19 protein-coding genes are annotated in these 15,681 nt (G+C 70.7%); 11 read left to right on the top strand and 8 right to left on the bottom strand.

Annotated features, from left to right (window positions below; genetic code table 11):
• Window positions 1-211: 211 nt before the first annotated feature.
• The 3 genes from P3X83_RS03965 (at window position 212) to P3X83_RS03955 (ending at window position 5,374) form a co-directional block, all read left to right on the top strand.
• Entirely contained in the window at window positions 212-3,202 is a 2,991-nt protein-coding gene (locus tag P3X83_RS03965) for an ATP-binding protein (RefSeq protein WP_277303088.1), read from the top strand.
• A gap of 215 nt (window positions 3,203-3,417) precedes the next feature.
• A complete protein-coding gene (locus P3X83_RS03960; protein ID WP_277303087.1) occupies window positions 3,418-4,647 on the top strand; it encodes a MurT ligase domain-containing protein in 1,230 nt (409 codons plus the stop codon).
• Complete coding sequence (locus P3X83_RS03955; RefSeq protein ID WP_277303086.1) at window positions 4,637-5,374, top strand: glutamine amidotransferase; 738 nt, start codon at window positions 4,637-4,639, stop codon at window positions 5,372-5,374. The genes P3X83_RS03960 and P3X83_RS03955 overlap by 11 nt, the downstream gene beginning before the upstream one ends.
• Before the next feature lie 28 nt (window positions 5,375-5,402).
• Here the strand turns inward: P3X83_RS03955 and P3X83_RS03950 are convergent, their stop codons facing one another.
• The gene (locus P3X83_RS03950; RefSeq protein ID WP_277303085.1) at window positions 5,403-5,765 is read right to left on the bottom strand and encodes a DsrE family protein; all 363 of its coding nucleotides are present in this window, start codon (window positions 5,763-5,765) and stop codon (window positions 5,403-5,405) included.
• Window positions 5,766-5,877: 112 nt separating this feature from the next.
• On the opposite strand from P3X83_RS03950, the gene P3X83_RS03945 reads away from it, so the two are divergent.
• Together P3X83_RS03945 and P3X83_RS03940 are read left to right on the top strand one after the other, a co-directional pair.
• On the top strand, window positions 5,878-6,387 hold the full coding sequence (locus tag P3X83_RS03945; RefSeq protein WP_277303084.1) for an FABP family protein: 510 nt from the start codon (window positions 5,878-5,880) through the stop codon (window positions 6,385-6,387).
• Window positions 6,384-6,701, top strand: a complete 318-nt coding sequence (locus P3X83_RS03940) for a DUF2470 domain-containing protein (protein WP_277303083.1) — start codon at window positions 6,384-6,386, stop codon at window positions 6,699-6,701. Before P3X83_RS03945 ends, P3X83_RS03940 begins: the two co-directional genes overlap by 4 nt.
• Window positions 6,702-6,975: 274 nt before the next feature.
• Here the strand turns inward: P3X83_RS03940 and P3X83_RS03935 are convergent, their stop codons facing one another.
• Window positions 6,976-7,557: a TetR/AcrR family transcriptional regulator gene (locus P3X83_RS03935; RefSeq protein ID WP_277303082.1), complete on the bottom strand. Its 582-nt coding sequence runs from the start codon at window positions 7,555-7,557 to the stop codon at window positions 6,976-6,978.
• A gap of 87 nt (window positions 7,558-7,644) precedes the next feature.
• Between P3X83_RS03935 and P3X83_RS03930 the strand changes: the two genes are divergently transcribed.
• Window positions 7,645-8,445: an alpha/beta hydrolase gene (locus P3X83_RS03930; RefSeq protein ID WP_277303081.1), complete on the top strand. Its 801-nt coding sequence runs from the start codon at window positions 7,645-7,647 to the stop codon at window positions 8,443-8,445.
• 229 nt (window positions 8,446-8,674) lie between these two features.
• The gene (locus tag P3X83_RS43280) at window positions 8,675-8,860 is read left to right on the top strand and encodes a hypothetical protein (RefSeq protein WP_346742669.1); all 186 of its coding nucleotides are present in this window, start codon (window positions 8,675-8,677) and stop codon (window positions 8,858-8,860) included.
• Here the strand turns inward: P3X83_RS43280 and P3X83_RS03920 are convergent.
• The 4 genes from P3X83_RS03920 to P3X83_RS03905 all read right to left on the bottom strand — a co-directional run bounded on the left by P3X83_RS03920 (window position 8,833) and on the right by P3X83_RS03905 (window position 10,702).
• Entirely contained in the window at window positions 8,833-9,177 is a 345-nt protein-coding gene (locus P3X83_RS03920) for a hypothetical protein (RefSeq protein WP_277303080.1), read from the bottom strand. The two genes, P3X83_RS43280 and P3X83_RS03920, sit on opposite strands and share 28 nt — an antisense overlap.
• Window positions 9,178-9,303: 126 nt before the next feature.
• The gene (locus P3X83_RS03915; protein ID WP_277303079.1) at window positions 9,304-9,972 is read right to left on the bottom strand and encodes a hypothetical protein; all 669 of its coding nucleotides are present in this window, start codon (window positions 9,970-9,972) and stop codon (window positions 9,304-9,306) included.
• 214 nt (window positions 9,973-10,186) lie between these two features.
• Complete coding sequence (locus tag P3X83_RS03910; protein WP_277303078.1) at window positions 10,187-10,411, bottom strand: hypothetical protein; 225 nt, start codon at window positions 10,409-10,411, stop codon at window positions 10,187-10,189.
• Window positions 10,412-10,579: 168 nt separating this feature from the next.
• A complete protein-coding gene (locus P3X83_RS03905) occupies window positions 10,580-10,702 on the bottom strand; it encodes a hypothetical protein (RefSeq protein ID WP_277303077.1) in 123 nt (40 codons plus the stop codon).
• A gap of 598 nt (window positions 10,703-11,300) precedes the next feature.
• Between P3X83_RS03905 and P3X83_RS03900 the strand changes: the two genes are divergently transcribed.
• Window positions 11,301-12,224 carry a hypothetical protein gene (locus P3X83_RS03900; RefSeq protein ID WP_277303076.1) on the top strand — a complete coding sequence of 308 codons (924 nt, stop codon included), beginning with the start codon at window positions 11,301-11,303 and terminating at the stop codon, window positions 12,222-12,224.
• Window positions 12,225-12,308: 84 nt separating this feature from the next.
• Here the strand turns inward: P3X83_RS03900 and P3X83_RS03895 are convergent, their stop codons facing one another.
• Window positions 12,309-12,638, bottom strand: coding sequence for a hypothetical protein (locus tag P3X83_RS03895; RefSeq protein WP_277303075.1), 330 nt, complete (start codon window positions 12,636-12,638; stop codon window positions 12,309-12,311).
• A gap of 132 nt (window positions 12,639-12,770) precedes the next feature.
• Here P3X83_RS03895 and P3X83_RS03890 point away from each other — a divergent pair, with 132 nt between their 5' ends.
• From P3X83_RS03890 to P3X83_RS03880, 3 genes are all read left to right on the top strand, one after another.
• Window positions 12,771-13,058, top strand: a complete 288-nt coding sequence (locus P3X83_RS03890; RefSeq protein WP_277303074.1) for a DUF6653 family protein — start codon at window positions 12,771-12,773, stop codon at window positions 13,056-13,058.
• Window positions 13,059-13,200: 142 nt separating this feature from the next.
• On the top strand, window positions 13,201-14,202 hold the full coding sequence (locus P3X83_RS03885) for an RNA polymerase subunit sigma-70 (protein ID WP_277303073.1): 1,002 nt from the start codon (window positions 13,201-13,203) through the stop codon (window positions 14,200-14,202).
• A gap of 93 nt (window positions 14,203-14,295) precedes the next feature.
• Complete coding sequence (locus P3X83_RS03880) at window positions 14,296-14,877, top strand: dihydrofolate reductase family protein (RefSeq protein ID WP_277303072.1); 582 nt, start codon at window positions 14,296-14,298, stop codon at window positions 14,875-14,877.
• Between the two features lie 85 nt (window positions 14,878-14,962).
• Here the strand turns inward: P3X83_RS03880 and P3X83_RS03875 are convergent, their stop codons facing one another.
• Window positions 14,963-15,190 (bottom strand): hypothetical protein, encoded by a 228-nt coding sequence (locus tag P3X83_RS03875; RefSeq protein ID WP_277303071.1) that lies wholly within the window; start codon window positions 15,188-15,190, stop codon window positions 14,963-14,965.
• Window positions 15,191-15,681: the final 491 nt, after the last annotated feature.

Genomic DNA, 15,681 nt, shown 5'->3' with positions numbered 1-15,681 from the left:
AGCGGGGTGCGCGGCCGGGTAAGAGAATGGTCATTGTGGACGTGGCGGCTTGATCCGGTGCCGAATGTGGAAGCGGTAACCAGCCGCCGAGGGCGGGAGTCACATGCAGGCGAGCGCGCCTTCTAACGCGGGTCACCCGCTCAGTGGTCCGTGGTACCTGGTTCAGGCCATCGCCGCACCGACGAGAAGTTCGTCGGCCGAATGGGATTTCGTGACGGTGCTGCCCGCCGCGCTGTCGGCCGCGCAGCGCGGGCGGCCGTTCGTCATCGGGTGGCTGTCGCGCGGGTCCGGCCGTCCGCTCGAACTGATCACGAACGCGGGGCCGCTCACTCCGCCCCGCGCGCCGCGCCGGGCGGCCGACGCGCCGCCCGAGCCGTTGCCCGCCGATCCGCAGCCGCTGCTGTTCCCCGGCGGGGCGCGCGGCCTGCCGATCGGCCCCGAGTGGCTGGACGACCTGGCCGACCTGGTCTGGACGCCGTGCCCCGGCCGTCAGGCCCCGCCGCTGGGCGGGCGTCGCGAGCCCGCGCCCGACGAGATCAAGCTGCCCACCCTGTTCGAGTCCACCCTGGTCACGCTGATGTCGCGGCCGTTCGGCTGGCTGGTGGTGGCCGAGCCGACCGACCTGCTCGACTCCGAGGTGGCCCACCTGCGCACGCAGCTCAACGTGCTGCGCCAGTACGGCGACGCCTCCGAACGCAGCCGCTACGACGCCGAGCGCGCCGAACGCCGCATGCAGGAACTCGACGCGTTCCGCGAGGCCGGGCTGTGGAACGTCCGGGTGCTGGCGGGCGCGGCCGGTCCTGAGGAACTGCGGCAGATCGCCCCCGTGCTGGTCGGCTCGGTGGACATGAGCCAGCACCCCTACCGTCTGCGCAGCGCGCTGTCCGGCGGCAGCGAGTCGGTGTACGGCCTGGCCGAGGCGCTGACCGCCGGGGTGCAGGACGACGCCGACGGCGCGGCGGCGCCGTTCGCGGCCACGGCTGGCGCGCTGGCGGCGCTCGCCGGACTGCCCAGGCGCGAGGTCCCCGGCGTGCGGGTGCTCGAAACCGGCTACTTCGACGTCACCAGCGAGGCCGACACCCGCACCCCGCCGGGCGAACTGGTCGAGCTGGGCACCATCGTGGACGGCCACGACCGCGCGGTGGGCGCGTTCCGGGTGCCGCTGGCCACGCTCAACCGGCACGCGTTCGTCACCGGCGCGACCGGCTCCGGCAAGTCGCAGACCGTTCGCCACCTGCTCGAACAGCTCACCACGGCGGGCATCCCCTGGCTGGCCATCGAGCCCGCCAAGTCGGAGTACGCCGCGATGGCCGGGCGCGTGGAGCACCTGGGGAAGCTCACGGTGATCAACCCGTCGGCCCCCGACACGGTGCCGCTCAGCGTCAACCCGCTCGCGCCGGAGCCGGGCTATCCGGTGCAGGCGCACATCGACATGGTCAGGGCGCTGTTCATGGCCGCCTTCGACGCCGAGGAGCCGTTCCCGCAGATCATGTCGCTGGCGCTGCAGCGGGTCTACGAGGCCAACGGGTGGGACGTCGTGACCGGCGGGGGCATTCCGGGGGCGGCGGTGCGGCCCGCCGTCCCGACTCTGGAGCAGCTCCAGGCGCACGCCATGGACGTGATCCACGAGATCGGCTATGGCCGTGAGGTGCAGGCCGACGTCGAGGGCTTCATCCGGCTGCGGCTGCGCAGCCTGCGGGTCGGCTCGGCGGGCCGGTTCTTCGAGGGCGGCCATCCCGCCGACATCGGCGGGCTGCTGCGCCGCAACGTGGTGCTGGCCATCGAGGATGTCGCCAACGACGAGGACAAGGCGTTCCTGATGGGCACGCTGATCATCCGGATCGTGGAGCACCTGCGGATACGGGCCAGGCAGGAACGCTCCGGCGGCCTGCGGCACGTGATCGTGATCGAGGAGGCGCACCGCCTGCTGCGGCACCGGGGCGAGGGGCGGGCCAGCACCCACGCGGTGGAGCTGCTGGCGGGCATGCTGGCCGAGATCCGCGCGTACGGCGAGGGCATCGTGGTGGCCGAGCAGATCCCCACCAAGCTGGTGGCCGACGTGGTGAAGAACACCGCGTTGAAGGTCGTGCACCGGCTGCCCGCCGAGGACGACCGGCTGCTCGTGGGCGCGGCGATGAACCTCAGCGAGGAGCAGTCCCGGCAGGTGGTGTCGCTCCAGCCGGGCACGGCGGCGGTGTTCGCCGACGGTATGGACCGCCCGCTGCGGGTGCGGGTGCCGCTGGGGGAGGGGCGCGAGCGCGCGATGCCCGGCCCGATCCCGCCGATCGACGGCCGGCGCTCGGCCGCCTGCGGGGTGGCCTGCCGCGACGGCAAGGCCTGCACGCTGTTCGAACTGCGCGAGGCCGACCTGCTGGCCGACGCGCCCGAGTGGGCGTGGCTGCGGATCTGGACCGACACGCTGGTGCTGGCGTTCTGCACGAACCGCCCGTTGCCCGGCGTGCCCCGGGTGCTCGCCGACATCTGGGCCGAGTTGCCCGAGCGCCGCCGCGAGTGCCTGCTGGCCACGCTGGTGGAGCGCAGCGTGTCGCGCCGCGCCTGGTCGCTGCGCACCCTGTACGACCCGGAGCTGCTGACCCAGAAGGCGGCGGAGACCGCGGTCGGGCTGCTGGCGCCCAGGGGCGCGGCCGAGGGCGGGCGGCTGCTCGCGCCGCTGCCCGCCGACGGCAACGGCCGTCACCCGGCGGAGCGGCCGGGGCCCGCCTGGGTGATCCCGCAGGTCCGCTGGCTGCACGAGGTGGATCGGCTGTTCCCGTTCGGGCATCCCGCGCCCGACCTGCGCAGCCCGGCGCCGCCGATGGAGTATCCGCTGTTCGGCACCGACCAGTACGGCCGGCCGTACGCGCACCAGGGGGTGAACGGCACCGCGCCGGAGTCGCCCGCCGGGCGCGGCGAGCTGCTCGGCCACCGGGCCAAGGCGCTGCGCCACCATCCGCTGTCCATGGAGGTGGACCGCAACCGGGCGCTGGCCTGGCGGGCGATCCTGGGCGACGACGAGCACGAGGTGGTCGAGCGCGACGTCATGACGGTCGCGATCGGCGTGGACCCGGGCCAGCGGCTGGCGCACGTGGCGCAGACGATGGCGGCGAGCTGGCTGGAGGCGGTGCTGTCGTGGCCGCGCCGGTTCGTGCTGCCCTTCGGCAACGACGCCGAGAGCGAGGCCGAGATCTCGTTCGCCGAGTAGCGTAAAGTAGTACATATGCGACGGAAAGTGACATTCCTTCTTGCCGTCGGAGCGACCATGGGGGCGTTGATCGTCATGACGATCGTCACGCTGGTGGTCGCGCTGGCCGCATGCATGCCGAGATCGACGCCGCCTTACACGCCGATCGTGCGGGTATGGCCGTGATCTCCCCGGCTAGGGACGGAGGACCCGATCCGCGGCTAGGATCGGACGTCATGAGTCAGCTTCCGCTCAGGGCGCAGGTCGCCAGCGTGCTCGGCCGTACGGCCGCGACCCTGTCCCGCATGACCGGGCGCGGCGACGGATCGGTGATCGGCGGCCGGGTGGGCCTGGTGCTGGAGCCCGACCTGCTGCGCAAGCTGGCGCAGGACCGCAAGCTCGTGCTGGTCAGCGCCACCAACGGGAAGACCACCACGACCCGGCTGATCACCTCGGCGCTGCTGGAGCTGGGCGAGGTCGCCACCAACGCCTTCGGGGCGAACATGCCCGCCGGGCACGTGTCAGCCCTTTCCCAGGCCAAGCACGCCCCCTACGGCGTGCTGGAGGTGGACGAGAAGTATCTCCCCGAGGTGCTCGACACCACCGGGGCGGGCGTGCTGTGCCTGATGAACCTCAGCCGCGACCAGATGGACCGCGCGGCCGAGATCTGGCTGCTCGCGCAGAAGTGGCGGCGCGCCCTCCAGGGTCGGCCCGCCCACGTCGTGGCCAACTGCGACGACCCGCTGGTCACCTGGGGCGCGTCCACCGCGAGCCAGGTCACCTGGGTGGCCGGGGGGCAGCGCTGGAAGGAGGACTCCTGGTGCTGCCCCGAGTGCGGCGGTCCGCTCGACCGCAAGGACAACGACTGGGCCTGCCGCGAGTGCACCTTCAAACGGCCGGAGCCCGCGTGGGTGCTCGACGACGACGCGGCGATCGACCCCAGGGGGCATCGCTGGCCGCTCGACATCCGGCTGCCCGGCCTGGCCAACCGCTCCAACGCGGTGATGGCGCTGGCCGTCGCGGAGATCTTCGGGGTGCCGCCCCAGGTGGCGCTGCCCCGGCTGGCCGAGGTCACGTCGGTCGCGGGCCGCTACACCACGGTCGAGCGGGACGGCCGCCACGCCCGGCTCCTGCTGGCCAAGAACCCGGCGGGCTGGCTGGAGGCGTTCGACGTCTCCGACCCGGCCCAGCCGATCATCCTGTCGGTCAACGCGCAGGGGCCCGACGGGCGCGACACCTCGTGGCTGTGGGACGTCGACTACCGCATCCTGCGCGGCCGTCCGGTGTTCGTGACCGGCGAGCGCAGGCTCGACCTGGCGCTGCGGCTCGACACGGCGGGCGTGCCGTTCCAGCTCACCGACCGCTTCGCCGAGGCCCTGGCCGCCCAGCCGCCCGGCCGGGTCGACGTGATCGCCAACTACACCGCCTTCCAGCAGATCCGAGCGGAGTTCGGCCGTGCAGAGTGACCGTAGGACCACCGAGAGCGCGCTTCGCATCGTCTGGATCTACCCGGACCTGCTGAGCACCTACGGCGACCAGGGCAACGTGCTGGTCCTGGAACAGCGCGCGCTGCGGCGGGGCATCCCCGTGGAGACCGTCCACGTGCGCTCGGCCGACCCGGTGCCCGAGACCGGCGACATCTACCTGATCGGCGGCGGTGAGGACCGCCCGCAGATCCTCGGCGCCGAGCGCCTGCGCCGCGACGGCGGGCTGAACCGCGCGGTGGCGCGCGGCGCGGCCCTGCTCGCCGTGTGCGCGGGCTACCAGATCATGGGCACCACGTTCGGCGGCGAGGAGGGCCAGCCCGTACCCGGCCTGGAACTGCTCGACATCGCCAGCGGCCGGGGCACGGCGCGCGCGGTGGGCGAACTGGCCGCCGAGATCGCGCCCGAGCTGGGCCCGCTGCCCACGCTCACCGGGTTCGAGAACCACATGGGCGTCACCTGGCTGGGCTCGGCGGTGCGCCCGCTGTCACGCACGATCGTCGGCATCGGGAACGGCGACGGCACCGAGGGCTGCTACGCGGGCAAGGTCATCGGAACCTACCTGCACGGGCCCGCGCTGGCCCGCAACCCGGCGCTGGCCGACCTGCTGATCGGCTGGACCATCGGCGGGCCGCCGGCTCCGCTCGACGACACCTGGTACGACCGGCTGCGCCAGGAACGCCTGGCCGCCGTGCTTCCGGCCCAGTAGGAAGTACTTCCGGCCCAGTAGGTCTGACTCAGTAGACCAGGGCCTGGGCGCCGTCGGAGACGGCCTCCTCGACGAACGCGGGCGCGCCCGCGATGCGCACGCCGTCGATGAGGTCGTCCATGGTGATGTCGCGCCGCGCGGCGCACTGCGTGCAGACGGTCACCTTGCCCGCGGCCAGCACGGCGTCGAGCAGGTCCTGCAACGGCACCGCGTGCGGCAGGCTGAAGTCCTTCGCCCGGCCGGGGAGCGCGAACCACGACGCCTCACCGGTCAGCCACAGCGACACCTGGACCCCGCTGGCCAGGGCCGCCGCCGCGACCGTGAACGCCTGGTTGCAGCGCTCGGGGGCGTCGGCTCCGGCGGTCACTTTGATCACCAATGATCGTGCCATGCGGGCAAGACTATGCCCGGGCGACCATGATCCACCAGGCGGCCCGCGTTCTCGCGCGACGCGCGGCCGCGCGGGCGGAGTCAGCCTCTCGCGTTGACTAGGCTCATGCCCTATGGGTGTACCTGAAATGCATGCCGACATCGAGCCGATCGCGTTCCTGCTCGGCCGGTGGGAGGGCGCCGGCGTCGGCGGCTACCCGACGATGGAGAGCATCCAGTTCGGCCAGGAGGTCGTGTTCGGGCACAACGGCAAGCCGTTCCTGACCTACGAGAGCCGCACCTGGCTGCTGAACGAGGAGGGCGAGCGGGTCAGGCCCACCGCCATCGAGACCGGGTTCTGGCGGGCGCTGCCCGAGCGGCAGCTCGAGGTCGTGCTCTCCCACCCCACCGGGATCGTGGAGATCTACCTCGGCGAGGTCGTCTTCAACAAGATCGAGCTGGCCACCGACGTGGTCGCGCGCACCTCCACCGCCAAGGAGTACGCGGCGGGCCGCCGGATGTACGGGCTGGTCAACGGCAACCTGATGTGGGTCTACGAGATGGCCGCGCTGGGCAAGCCGATGCAGCCGCACATGTCGGCCGAGCTGAAGAAGGTCGCCGACTTCGCCGGTGACGACGCGTGACCGCCGTCTTCTCCGACGACGTGGTCGCGGCCGTCACGCGGCACATGAACGACGACCACGGTGACGACGCGCTGCTCATCTGCCGGAGTCTCGGCGGCAGGCCCGAGGCCACGGCCGCCCGCACGACGGGCGTCGACTCCGGCGGTATGGACTTCGCGGCGGTGGTGGACGGCGCGGAGGTCGCGGTGCGCGTGCCGTTCGCGGCGCCGATCACCGAGCGCGCCCAGATCCGCCTGGAGGTCGTCCGGATGTACCGAGAGGCCTGCGCGGCCCTCGGCGTCCCGCCCAGGGGAGAGCCCGGGGGAGAACACTGAGGGTGGAACTGGAGAACCCCGGGCGCGCTCCATCTCGCTGAGGAGACGGGCCGGATGGACCAATGGGCGCGTCGCGCCCTCCGGCTGCCCGGGGTTCCGGTGGTTGCCTCGAATTCGCCGGACGTCACCAGACGTCCGGACATAGTCCGGAGTCGGCGAGTCCTAGCGGACAGCCACCTCGCTAGCCCAACTATGATCAACCATTGTTCGGACCACCTCCTTTCCGCGTGCTTGCACCATATGTCGGCTGCGCAAAGCGCGGCAAATGATTTCCCTAGGACTGGTGGGTCCAGGAGTCGGCGAGCTCGACGAGACGGTCGAGGGCGGCTTCGACGCGTTCCGTGTCTCCGGTGGTGAGGTAGTCGAGCTGCAGGCCGGTGTAGGCGGCGTTGAGCAGCGTGGCGTTGGCGCGGGCGACGTCGTCGGGGACGCCGTGGGCGCGCAGGGCCTCGGCCACGAACTCGGCGCGGTCGCCGAGCATGGTCGGCACGTAGGCCCCGGTGAGCCGGCCCGCCGCCGCCAGGCCCTCGATCTCGTGCAGCAGCCGGATCAGCGGCAGGTGGCCGGCGGTCAGGTGCCACTCCCACGAGGCCCGGATGACGGCTCCCAGGCTCCGCCCCTCCTCCCAGCCGGGCAGGGCCTGGAGCCGGTCGCGTTGCCGACGGTCGAGATGCTCCAGCACGGCGGCGATGAGGTCGTCCTTGGTGGCGAAGTGGTGGGTGAGCACCGACGTGCTCTGCCCGAGGGCCTGGGCGAGCGGGCGCAGCGAGAGCCCGGCGACGCCGTGGGCGGTCAGGTGACCGATGATCGCGTCGAGCAGCTCGGCACGGCGGTGCGGATCACGCGGCCTGGCCATGACGGCTCCTTCCGGGAGGGGTCTCATCCTATTCACGTAACGACTGTTACGCTAACTCGCTCCGGATGAGACCGAGGAGGAACGCCGATGACCACCGCTGTCGAGAAGTACGCACTGGTGAACGGACGGAGGCTGGCCTACGTGGACTTCGGGGGCGACGGCGCCCCGGTGCTGGCCATGATCGGGCATTTCGGCCGGGCCAGGATGTTCGCCCCGCTGGCCGCCGCCCTCGCCCCCGCCTACCGGGTGATCTCGCTGGAACAGCGCGGACACGGCCACAGCGACACCGGCGGCGACTTCGGACGGGACGCCTACGTGGCCGACGCCGCCGCGTTCGTCCGCCACCTCGGCCTCGGCCCGGTGATCGCGCTCGGCCACTCGATGGGCGGGGTCACCGCCTACCAGCTCGCCGCCCGGCACCCGGACCTGGTCGGCGCGCTGGTCGACGAGGAGGGCGGCGCGTACAACCGGCGGCCGGAGATCCCCCACCCCGTGCTCGACGTGACGAACTGGCCCCGCCGCGCCGCCACCCTCGGCGAGCTGCGCAGGGGCGTCGAGGCCCACGGCATCCCCGACGCGGGCTACTTCCTGGAGAGCGCCGTCGAACACCCCGACGGCTGGGGCTTCCTGTTCGACCACGTCGACATGATGGCCTCCCAGCGGGCCCTGGTCGGCGACTGGTGGCCCGACTGGCTCGGCTCGCACTGCCCGGCCCTGCTCGTGCACGGCGCGGACAGCCCCATCCTGCCCACCGCGATGGCCAGGCGCATGGCCGAACGACGACCGGGCACCGTCCTGCGGGAACTCCCCGGCTGCGGCCACTGGGTCCACGACGACGCCCCGGCCGCCTTCGCCGCGGCCGTCCGCGACTTCCTCGACCGGCTGTGAGCCGGAGCCGGCCCCGGTGGATCAGCGGGCAGGCCGCCGTTGTACGCGTATTTCCTGACTCGGAGCAAGCGGTCATGGTTATAGCTCTTTGCCGGGGGATCCGGTGTATGGCCTCCCAGCCTGTTCTCCTGGAGCTGCGGCTCGACCGGGCCGCCGGGCCGGATCGCGACCGTGGAGATCGTGGTGCCCGTCCACAACGAGGAGCTGGCACTGGCCGGATGCGTCGGGCGTGCTGCGCGACCACCTGACCCGGGCCTTCCCCTTCGCGTGGACCATCACCCTCGTCGACAACGCGAGCACCGACCGCACGGCCGCGATCGCGTCCGGCCTCGCCGCGAGACTGCCGGGCGTACGGCTGGTCGAGCCTCGTACGGCTCGGCCGTGCCGTCAGCGGACGAGCTGCCCGTTGAAGTAGCCGCCCCGGCAGTACGGCCGGTTGTAGCCGAACGCGTAGGAGGTGACCCGCCCGCCGGTGCCGCGGCACAGCTCGGCCGTGACGCCGGAGCCGATGCCGTCGATGGGCAGGTAGTCGGTCATGACGACCTCCTGCCCGTGGAACTCACCGCCGTAGCAGACTCGCCCGTAGATGGCGTCGTAGCCGACTCGGCCGCCGCCCGCCTGGCACAGGTCGGCGTCGACGTCGGCGAAGGCCGGGACGGCGGTACCGGCGAACGCGGCCGTGGCGAGCGCGGCCCCGGCCGCCAGGATCGATGCGGTCCGGATCAGGTGCATGGCTGTTTCCCTTCGTGGTGCCGATGCGCTCTCCGATCCTGACCACCACGCGGTCATGCGATTACCGAGCGTGATACCGGTGCGGGTAAGTTTTGCGCTGGGCCTCAGCCGGGTCTCTGCCGGGCCTCACAAGTAGGGCCCGTGCAGGACGGCGAACGCCACCTGCGGACTCTCGTACAGCTCCAGCACGTAGTCGACCACGGTGATGAGTAAGGGCAGGGATTCGTCGCTCTCCCGGTTCAGCGTCCGCCGGGCGCGCAACCGCGCGGGCGCGGCCCTGGCGTCCGCGGCGAGGATTTCCAGTTGCCCGCCGTTGTCGAGCACGCGTTCGGCATGGACGTACACATAGGAACGTGGATTGATGTGGCGGTCCTGTGCGGTCAGGGCGAGTTCCGCGGCATTCGCGGCCACGAACACGCGCGAGCGGAACGAGAACACGTCGTCGGTCGTGGTCGGGATCTGGAGTATGTGGCCGAGGCGGCGCATCCGCAGCCCCCGAATCTCCTGCCAAAAGGCGGGAGTGGCGCTGCGCAGCAACACCTTCAGGTTGTGGGTGAGGGCGAGATGGCATTCTCGTTTCCTCTCGTCTGTGTGCCTTTTGGTATACCGTCCAAAAAAGGCGCTGACCACGATCGTGACCGTACAGAAGCCGATGACTCCCGAAAGCAGGTTGACCATGATCGGGTGCTTTTGCAGGTAATCCAGATGGAATTCTTCCAGGTAGAAGCTCAATCCGAAGATCACTGCTGCGACGACCGAAAGCACGGCGATGAGCCGTGTGGGTAGTGCGGACATGCGCTCGCCTCGCATTTCACCTTGCGTTCAAGCCGTCCAACGGCGGCCTTGGCGACGCAGTTCCCGCGCTTTCATCTACGCTTGAAGAAATTCATCGTGATTAGTGGCAATAAAACGGACGGGGCACCTTCCGATCGGACAAAAGCATCCCCGATCGTCGGCGAATTCACGTGCCTGCCATTGCCGGCGCTCCCGCCTGGATGAATTTCGCACGCTATATCACTCGAACGCGCTCAACGACCGCCGTGGGCCGTGTCAGGCTGATGTCCGTGTTCTCGGTGGCGCGCTCCTTGTTGATGAACCGGGATTCGACCACCCCCATGATCAGTGCCTGGGCGATGACGTCACACGAGCGGATGGCCCGCCCTACCCCCTGCCGGAAGAACAGGACGGCATAGACCAACGCCAGCGGGCGCGCCTCCGGACGGCCCTTGGGCAACAGGTCGCCCCACGGCAGCCCACGCGTTGAGGAGCCACGGATATCCGCAGGCGAGCGGGGCGCGAAGTTCCCGGAGGCCGGGCAGGAGAGTCGTGATCAATGGAAACCTCTACGTTTCCGGCATGCGGACGCGAGAGCCGGAGTTCGGCCCTCGCGCCGGGATGCTTTTCAGGAGAACAGGTCGAGCCAGTCCATGAAGCCGCCCCCGTCGTCACCAGCGCCGCCGCCGCCGAAACGCACACTGCCGGTACCGTCCGGGTATTCGCCCGAGACGAGGTCGGGACAGGTCACGCTCGTCGAATCGACAGGCGTGTACGGCGGGTCCTTAGAGTCGGTTCACCACCCGGCGACGACTCGATCGGACGCCCCCATTCGTCTTTGCCTTCCCAGCGTCCCATTGGAATCCCCCTTCGATCGGGCGCTGGTCCAAGCGTAGAAATCATCGCCCGCCTTCTCATGACACCCGTGCGGGCGTCACGCCCATGCCGGCACGGAGCACAAGGCCGATTGACCATCCACGGGTGTAAGGGAGACGATCGCTGAGGCTCAGTGGGTGTCGTCGCGTCGCTCGTCGCGGGTGACGGGCGGTCAGTCGGAGGCGTCCATGGAGATCGTTAGCGCGTGCGGCACGAGAACGTCGTACGGGAATCTCCGAGGGCGCGATCGGCTCGACAGCCCTGCGGTCCATCGACGAGCCGGTATTCGCTTCGATGGTTGAAGCGCCGTCCTCCCCATCCGCGCGCAGCAGGGATCGTAGGCCATGGCAGGTTCCCAGCGGTCGGTTCTCTTCCTGTCCTCCAACGCCAGGCAGCGATATACGGAGGACATTCTCGTCGCTCTCGCCCAGCCGCCCGGTGCGCTCGTACGGATGAGGTATCAGGCGAGACACGTGGCACCGGCCTTGCGCCGATGGGTCGCCGATCGATCGGTGGTCGGCCGTAGCTGTGTCGTGGCCTTCGTCGCCGACCGGCAGTCGGGGTCTCCGTTTCTGCTGCCGGTACGTCACGCCCTTGTGGCCGATGCCGAATGCGCGGCCGGTGTCTGCGTCTTCCGGCTGCGCATGGGCGACTACACCGACCTCGACGACTATCCAGTGACCGAGGATGAACTCAGGGCCGAGGGGCATCGCTACCTCGATCAGTTGATCGCCCTCAACGACGGGCAGTTCTATCTGGCCACCGGTTGCTTCCCCAGTCGGTCTATGGCGAACGACGGGATGCACAGCGGGCCGGCGCGTTGGGCCGGTGCGGCGGGGCGCTTGGCCCAGCATCCGACGTTTCGGGATTCCTACTTCATCCGCATCGACGAACCCGTTCTCGATCGAGGTGGCCCTGTGCCGTTCGACGAGCAGGGCCGCCTGCTCCTGTCGGACCGGCGGGCCGTGCGGCTGAAGGTGTGGTTTCGTACGCACGGCTCCGTAGAGGGCGATGAACGGCGACTGTCGTGCGTGACGGATGGCGCACATCTTCGAATCTCCTTCGAAGACTTCTGCGACATAGGCTCACCGTACGACGCGGTGGAGTTCTGGCTGCAACCTTCCCCCGTGGGGTTCGACGCGTTGACCAGGGTGACCGTCGCTCACGGTCGCGAGGGCGAGCACCCTGAGATCAGCGCGGGCTTTCCGGTGGTCGTTCGAAGATCGCGGTCACGCTTGCTGACACGGGTCACGCTCAGCGCGCTCGGGGCATTCATGATCGGGCTGCCCGCGATCGTCGGGGCGGATTCTCCATTACTCGTGCGGGTGCTGTTCGCGATCGTCGGTACGGCGTTGCTATCGGTTTCCACCATCGCGATCGTCAGAGGCGGTTCCTGAGCACAGCCCCTGCACTTTCGCGCGATCGTCGGGTTCGGGGTCAGTCGGTGGTGAGGCCGGTGGTTATGGCGTCGATCAGGCGGGTCATGATCGCGGGTAGAGGTCTGGGCCGAGGCGGTCGGCGCGCAGGGTGCCGAGGAGGATGTGGGGGTCGCCGGGCAGGTGGGTGGTGAGGAAGTGGAGCAGGTCGGCGGTGGCTCCGGACTCGGCGGCGGCCAGGCGTTCGGGGGTGAGCCTGGCGCTGACCGCTTCCATTTCCTCGGGGTGTGACATCACGCGGCGGTAGAGCGGGTTGGTGTCGAGTTCGGCGACCGTGGTGTGCAGGAAGCGGCGGAGGCCGTCGCGGGGGTCGGTGCCCTGGGCGAGGCCCTCGTCGATCACGTGTCGGCGTACCTGGTCGCCCTGGCGCAGCATGGCCTCGAAGTAGAGGTCCTCCTTGGAGTCGAAGAACGCGTAGAGCGAGGTTTTGGCGATGCCCGCGGGGGCCGTCAGCTCCTCCAGGGACGTCTTGCGCAGGCCCTAATTCGCGAAGAGGCGGGTGGGCGGGTGGCGGTTTCGAGCAAACGCTCGGTGATCCGGGCACTGGCCAAGGTCGCTGCGGCCTTTCGGATGACCGACGAGGCGTGGCGGCGGCACGCCAACCCGTGGAGCGTGTGGACGCGCTTCGCCGCCATCCCCGCGATGATCCTCGCGGTCTGGAGCCGGGACTGGATCGGCTGGTGGTCGCTGGTCCCCATCGCCGTCGTGATCGTCTGGCTGTGGCTGAACCCGCAGGTTCCGCCCCGTCGAGGCGTCGAGCGCCTGGCGGGCTCGCCCTGCTCGGCTGGGGGCTGATCGCGCTGATGATCTGGCCCACAGTCCTCGGCGCCACGCTTCTGGTGCTGGCGCAACTGTGGCGCATCGACCGGCTCGGCCTGCTGTACGAACTGCGGAGCCGGTCGGAGCCGGAGGCCGGGGCCCAGCGTAGGGTGGCCGGGTGGTCGAGGGGGCTCCAGGAGAGGACGCGCGGGCGTTCGAGCGGCTGGTGGAGCGGTATCGGGGAGAGCTGGCCGCGCACTGCTATCGGATGCTCGGCTCGCCGCACGACGCCGAGGACGCCCTGCAGGAGGCGCTGCTGGCCGCGTGGCGCGGGATCGGCGGGTTCGCCGGACGCAGTTCGTTGCGCACCTGGCTCTACCGGGTCACCACGAACGTCTGCCTGCGGATGAGCGAGCAGCGGGCCCGCCGCCTGCGTTCCACCGAGTACGGCCCGCCGTGCCCCGACACCGCCGAACTCGGCGAGCCGGTGAGCGGTCCGGTCTGGCTGGAGCCTTGGCCGGACGACGAGGTCGCGGGCGGCGACCCCGGCCCGGAGGCAGGATACCTGCGCAGGGAGGGCGTCGAGCTGGCCTTCGTGGCCGCGTTGCAGCGCCTGCCCGGCAGGCAGCGCGCGGTGCTGATCCTCCGTGAGGTGCTCGGCTACTCGGCGGCCGAGGTGGCTCGGATCCTCGACGCCAGCCCGGCCGCCGTCAACAGCGCCCTGCAGCGGGCGCGCAGGACGCTCGGCGGCGACGCGGCCCCCGGCGCCCAGCGGGCCGAACGCGCCGCGCTCGGCCCGGACGGCGAGCGCGCCCTGATCGAGGCGTTCGTCGCCGCCTGGGAACGGGCCGACGTGCCCGCCCTGGTGGCGATGCTCGCCGACGACGCCCGGTTCACCATGCCGCCGCTGCCCGCATGGTTCGAGGGCCGCGCAGCCGTGGCCGCCTTCATGGCCGACCGCCTGTTCGAGACCGCCTGGCGGCTGCGGCCGATCCGGGCCAACGACCAGCCCGCGTTCGCCTGCTACCAGCACGACCTCCGCGACGACGCCTACCGGCTCGCCGCGATCACGGTCCTCGGACTGCGCGCGGGGAAGATCACGGAGATCGCCGGATTCGTAGACCCCGAGGTCGGCCGGCTGTTCGCCCGCAGGCTCGGGCTGCCGCTGGAATCGTCCTGACGATCTCGCGCCGGGCGATGAGTTCGGGGCGGCCGCCGTCTCTGTACTTCCGGGACGCGCGATCGGCGCGCGTGCCGGAAGGAGATTCGCGTAATGCGCAAGCTGATCGTGTGCAACATCGTGACGGTGGACGGCTACGGCGCGGGGCCGGGCGACGACGTCATGGCGATGCCGTTCGACGAGGGCTTCGACGTCTACAACGCCGAGCGCCTGCGCGCGGCGGACACCCTGCTGCTCGGCCGTACGACGTTCGAGGGCTTCCTGGAGTACTGGCCGTCGCGGTGCGACGACCCCGGCGTGCCGCCCGTGGAGCGGGAGATCTCCCGGCTCAACAACGCCATCGAGAAGGTGGTGCTGTCCGACACCCTCACCGCTGACCGGACCGGGCCGTGGACCAAGACGGAGATCGTCCGGCGGGCCGACGCGCATCACCGGGTCGCGGAGCTGAAGCGGGAGCCGGGGCGGGACATCGTGGTGTTCGGCAGCCACCTCATGTGGAACGGCCTGCTGGACGCCGGTCTGGTGACCGAGCTGCACCTCATGGTCGGGCCCGCGCTGCTCGGCGGGGGCGTCCGGGCCTTCGAGGGGCACTCGCGCACCGGGCTCCGGCTGATCGACGCCGCGCCGCTGCCCGGCTCGCGGCTCGTCCTCGTGCGATACGGCGTGACGGAGTGACGGCCTGACGTGCCCGCACGCTTGAGGGCCGGGCACTGAGTGATCGGGCCCGGCCCCGCTGGAGGGAGCATGTCCTTCAGCCGTGTCAGTCGCGCTTGTGCTTGCAGTACATCCGCTCCCACTTGCCGTGCTTCTTGCAGAACTTGCACCACTTGCCCTTCCAGTGGCGCCATTCGCACTTGTGCACCGCGCATTCGGCGGCCGTCGTCTGTGCGCTCGCCGTCGTCGTGGCGGTGGCCTGGGCCGCCGGTGTCGCCGGTACGGCGAGCGCCACGGTCATGAGCGCGAAGGCGAAGAGAGTGTTGGTGAGCATGTTCCTGAGCATCGGGATCACCCCGTTCTCGCGTCTGGATCGAGCCCTGCTCCGGTGGATCCAAAGCTAGTCGGCGGCATTCGGCGAGGTCACCCGGCCGGGGCAAAACCTATGAACTCCGGCATTACCTCCCGTTCGATGGGTGTGACGGGCTCGCTGGACGGACGGCGGGGCGCTCGCCCGGGCACGCGTAGACGTCCCGCCGTCCTCACGGTCGGCTGCGCCGGCAACCGGCCGGGTCCTGTGCGGGCGGGATCGCTATGGGCCGATCACGGCCATCGGGCGGCGGAGGGTCCAGGAGATGCCGGTGCTGGTGAGCGCCGCGATGATCGGGTGCATGGCAGAGGTTCCGTTTCGATATGCGGCCCTCGGATCGGGGCCGTGGTGTCCCTCGCCTGGTACGTGCTGACCTGCCGGTGGCCGGGGGCGCTCGCGCGGCCCTCCCTCGCCGAGATCACCGTACGGGATCACTCGCGTACTTTTCGCTGCCG

The sequence above is a fragment of the Spongiactinospora sp. TRM90649 genome (assembly GCF_029382225.1).
GTDB lineage: Bacteria > Actinomycetota > Actinomycetes > Streptosporangiales > Streptosporangiaceae > Spongiactinospora.
This window is presented reverse-complemented; position numbering and strand designations above follow the sequence as displayed.

Coding starts and splice junctions, on each gene's coding strand:
- P3X83_RS03960 (WP_277303087.1), top strand. CDS start 3,418: ATGAGTCAGCTTCCGCTCAGGGCGCAGGTCGCCAGCGTGCTCGGCCGT.
- P3X83_RS03950 (WP_277303085.1), bottom strand. CDS start 5,765: ATGGCACGATCATTGGTGATCAAAGTGACCGCCGGAGCCGACGCCCCC.
- P3X83_RS03945 (WP_277303084.1), top strand. CDS start 5,878: ATGGGTGTACCTGAAATGCATGCCGACATCGAGCCGATCGCGTTCCTG.
- P3X83_RS03935 (WP_277303082.1), bottom strand. CDS start 7,557: ATGGCCAGGCCGCGTGATCCGCACCGCCGTGCCGAGCTGCTCGACGCG.
- P3X83_RS03930 (WP_277303081.1), top strand. CDS start 7,645: ATGACCACCGCTGTCGAGAAGTACGCACTGGTGAACGGACGGAGGCTG.
- P3X83_RS03920 (WP_277303080.1), bottom strand. CDS start 9,177: ATGCACCTGATCCGGACCGCATCGATCCTGGCGGCCGGGGCCGCGCTC.
- P3X83_RS03915 (WP_277303079.1), bottom strand. CDS start 9,972: ATGTCCGCACTACCCACACGGCTCATCGCCGTGCTTTCGGTCGTCGCA.
- P3X83_RS03895 (WP_277303075.1), bottom strand. CDS start 12,638: ATGCTGCGCCAGGGCGACCAGGTACGCCGACACGTGATCGACGAGGGC.
- P3X83_RS03880 (WP_277303072.1), top strand. CDS start 14,296: ATGCGCAAGCTGATCGTGTGCAACATCGTGACGGTGGACGGCTACGGC.
- P3X83_RS03875 (WP_277303071.1), bottom strand. CDS start 15,190: ATGCTCACCAACACTCTCTTCGCCTTCGCGCTCATGACCGTGGCGCTC.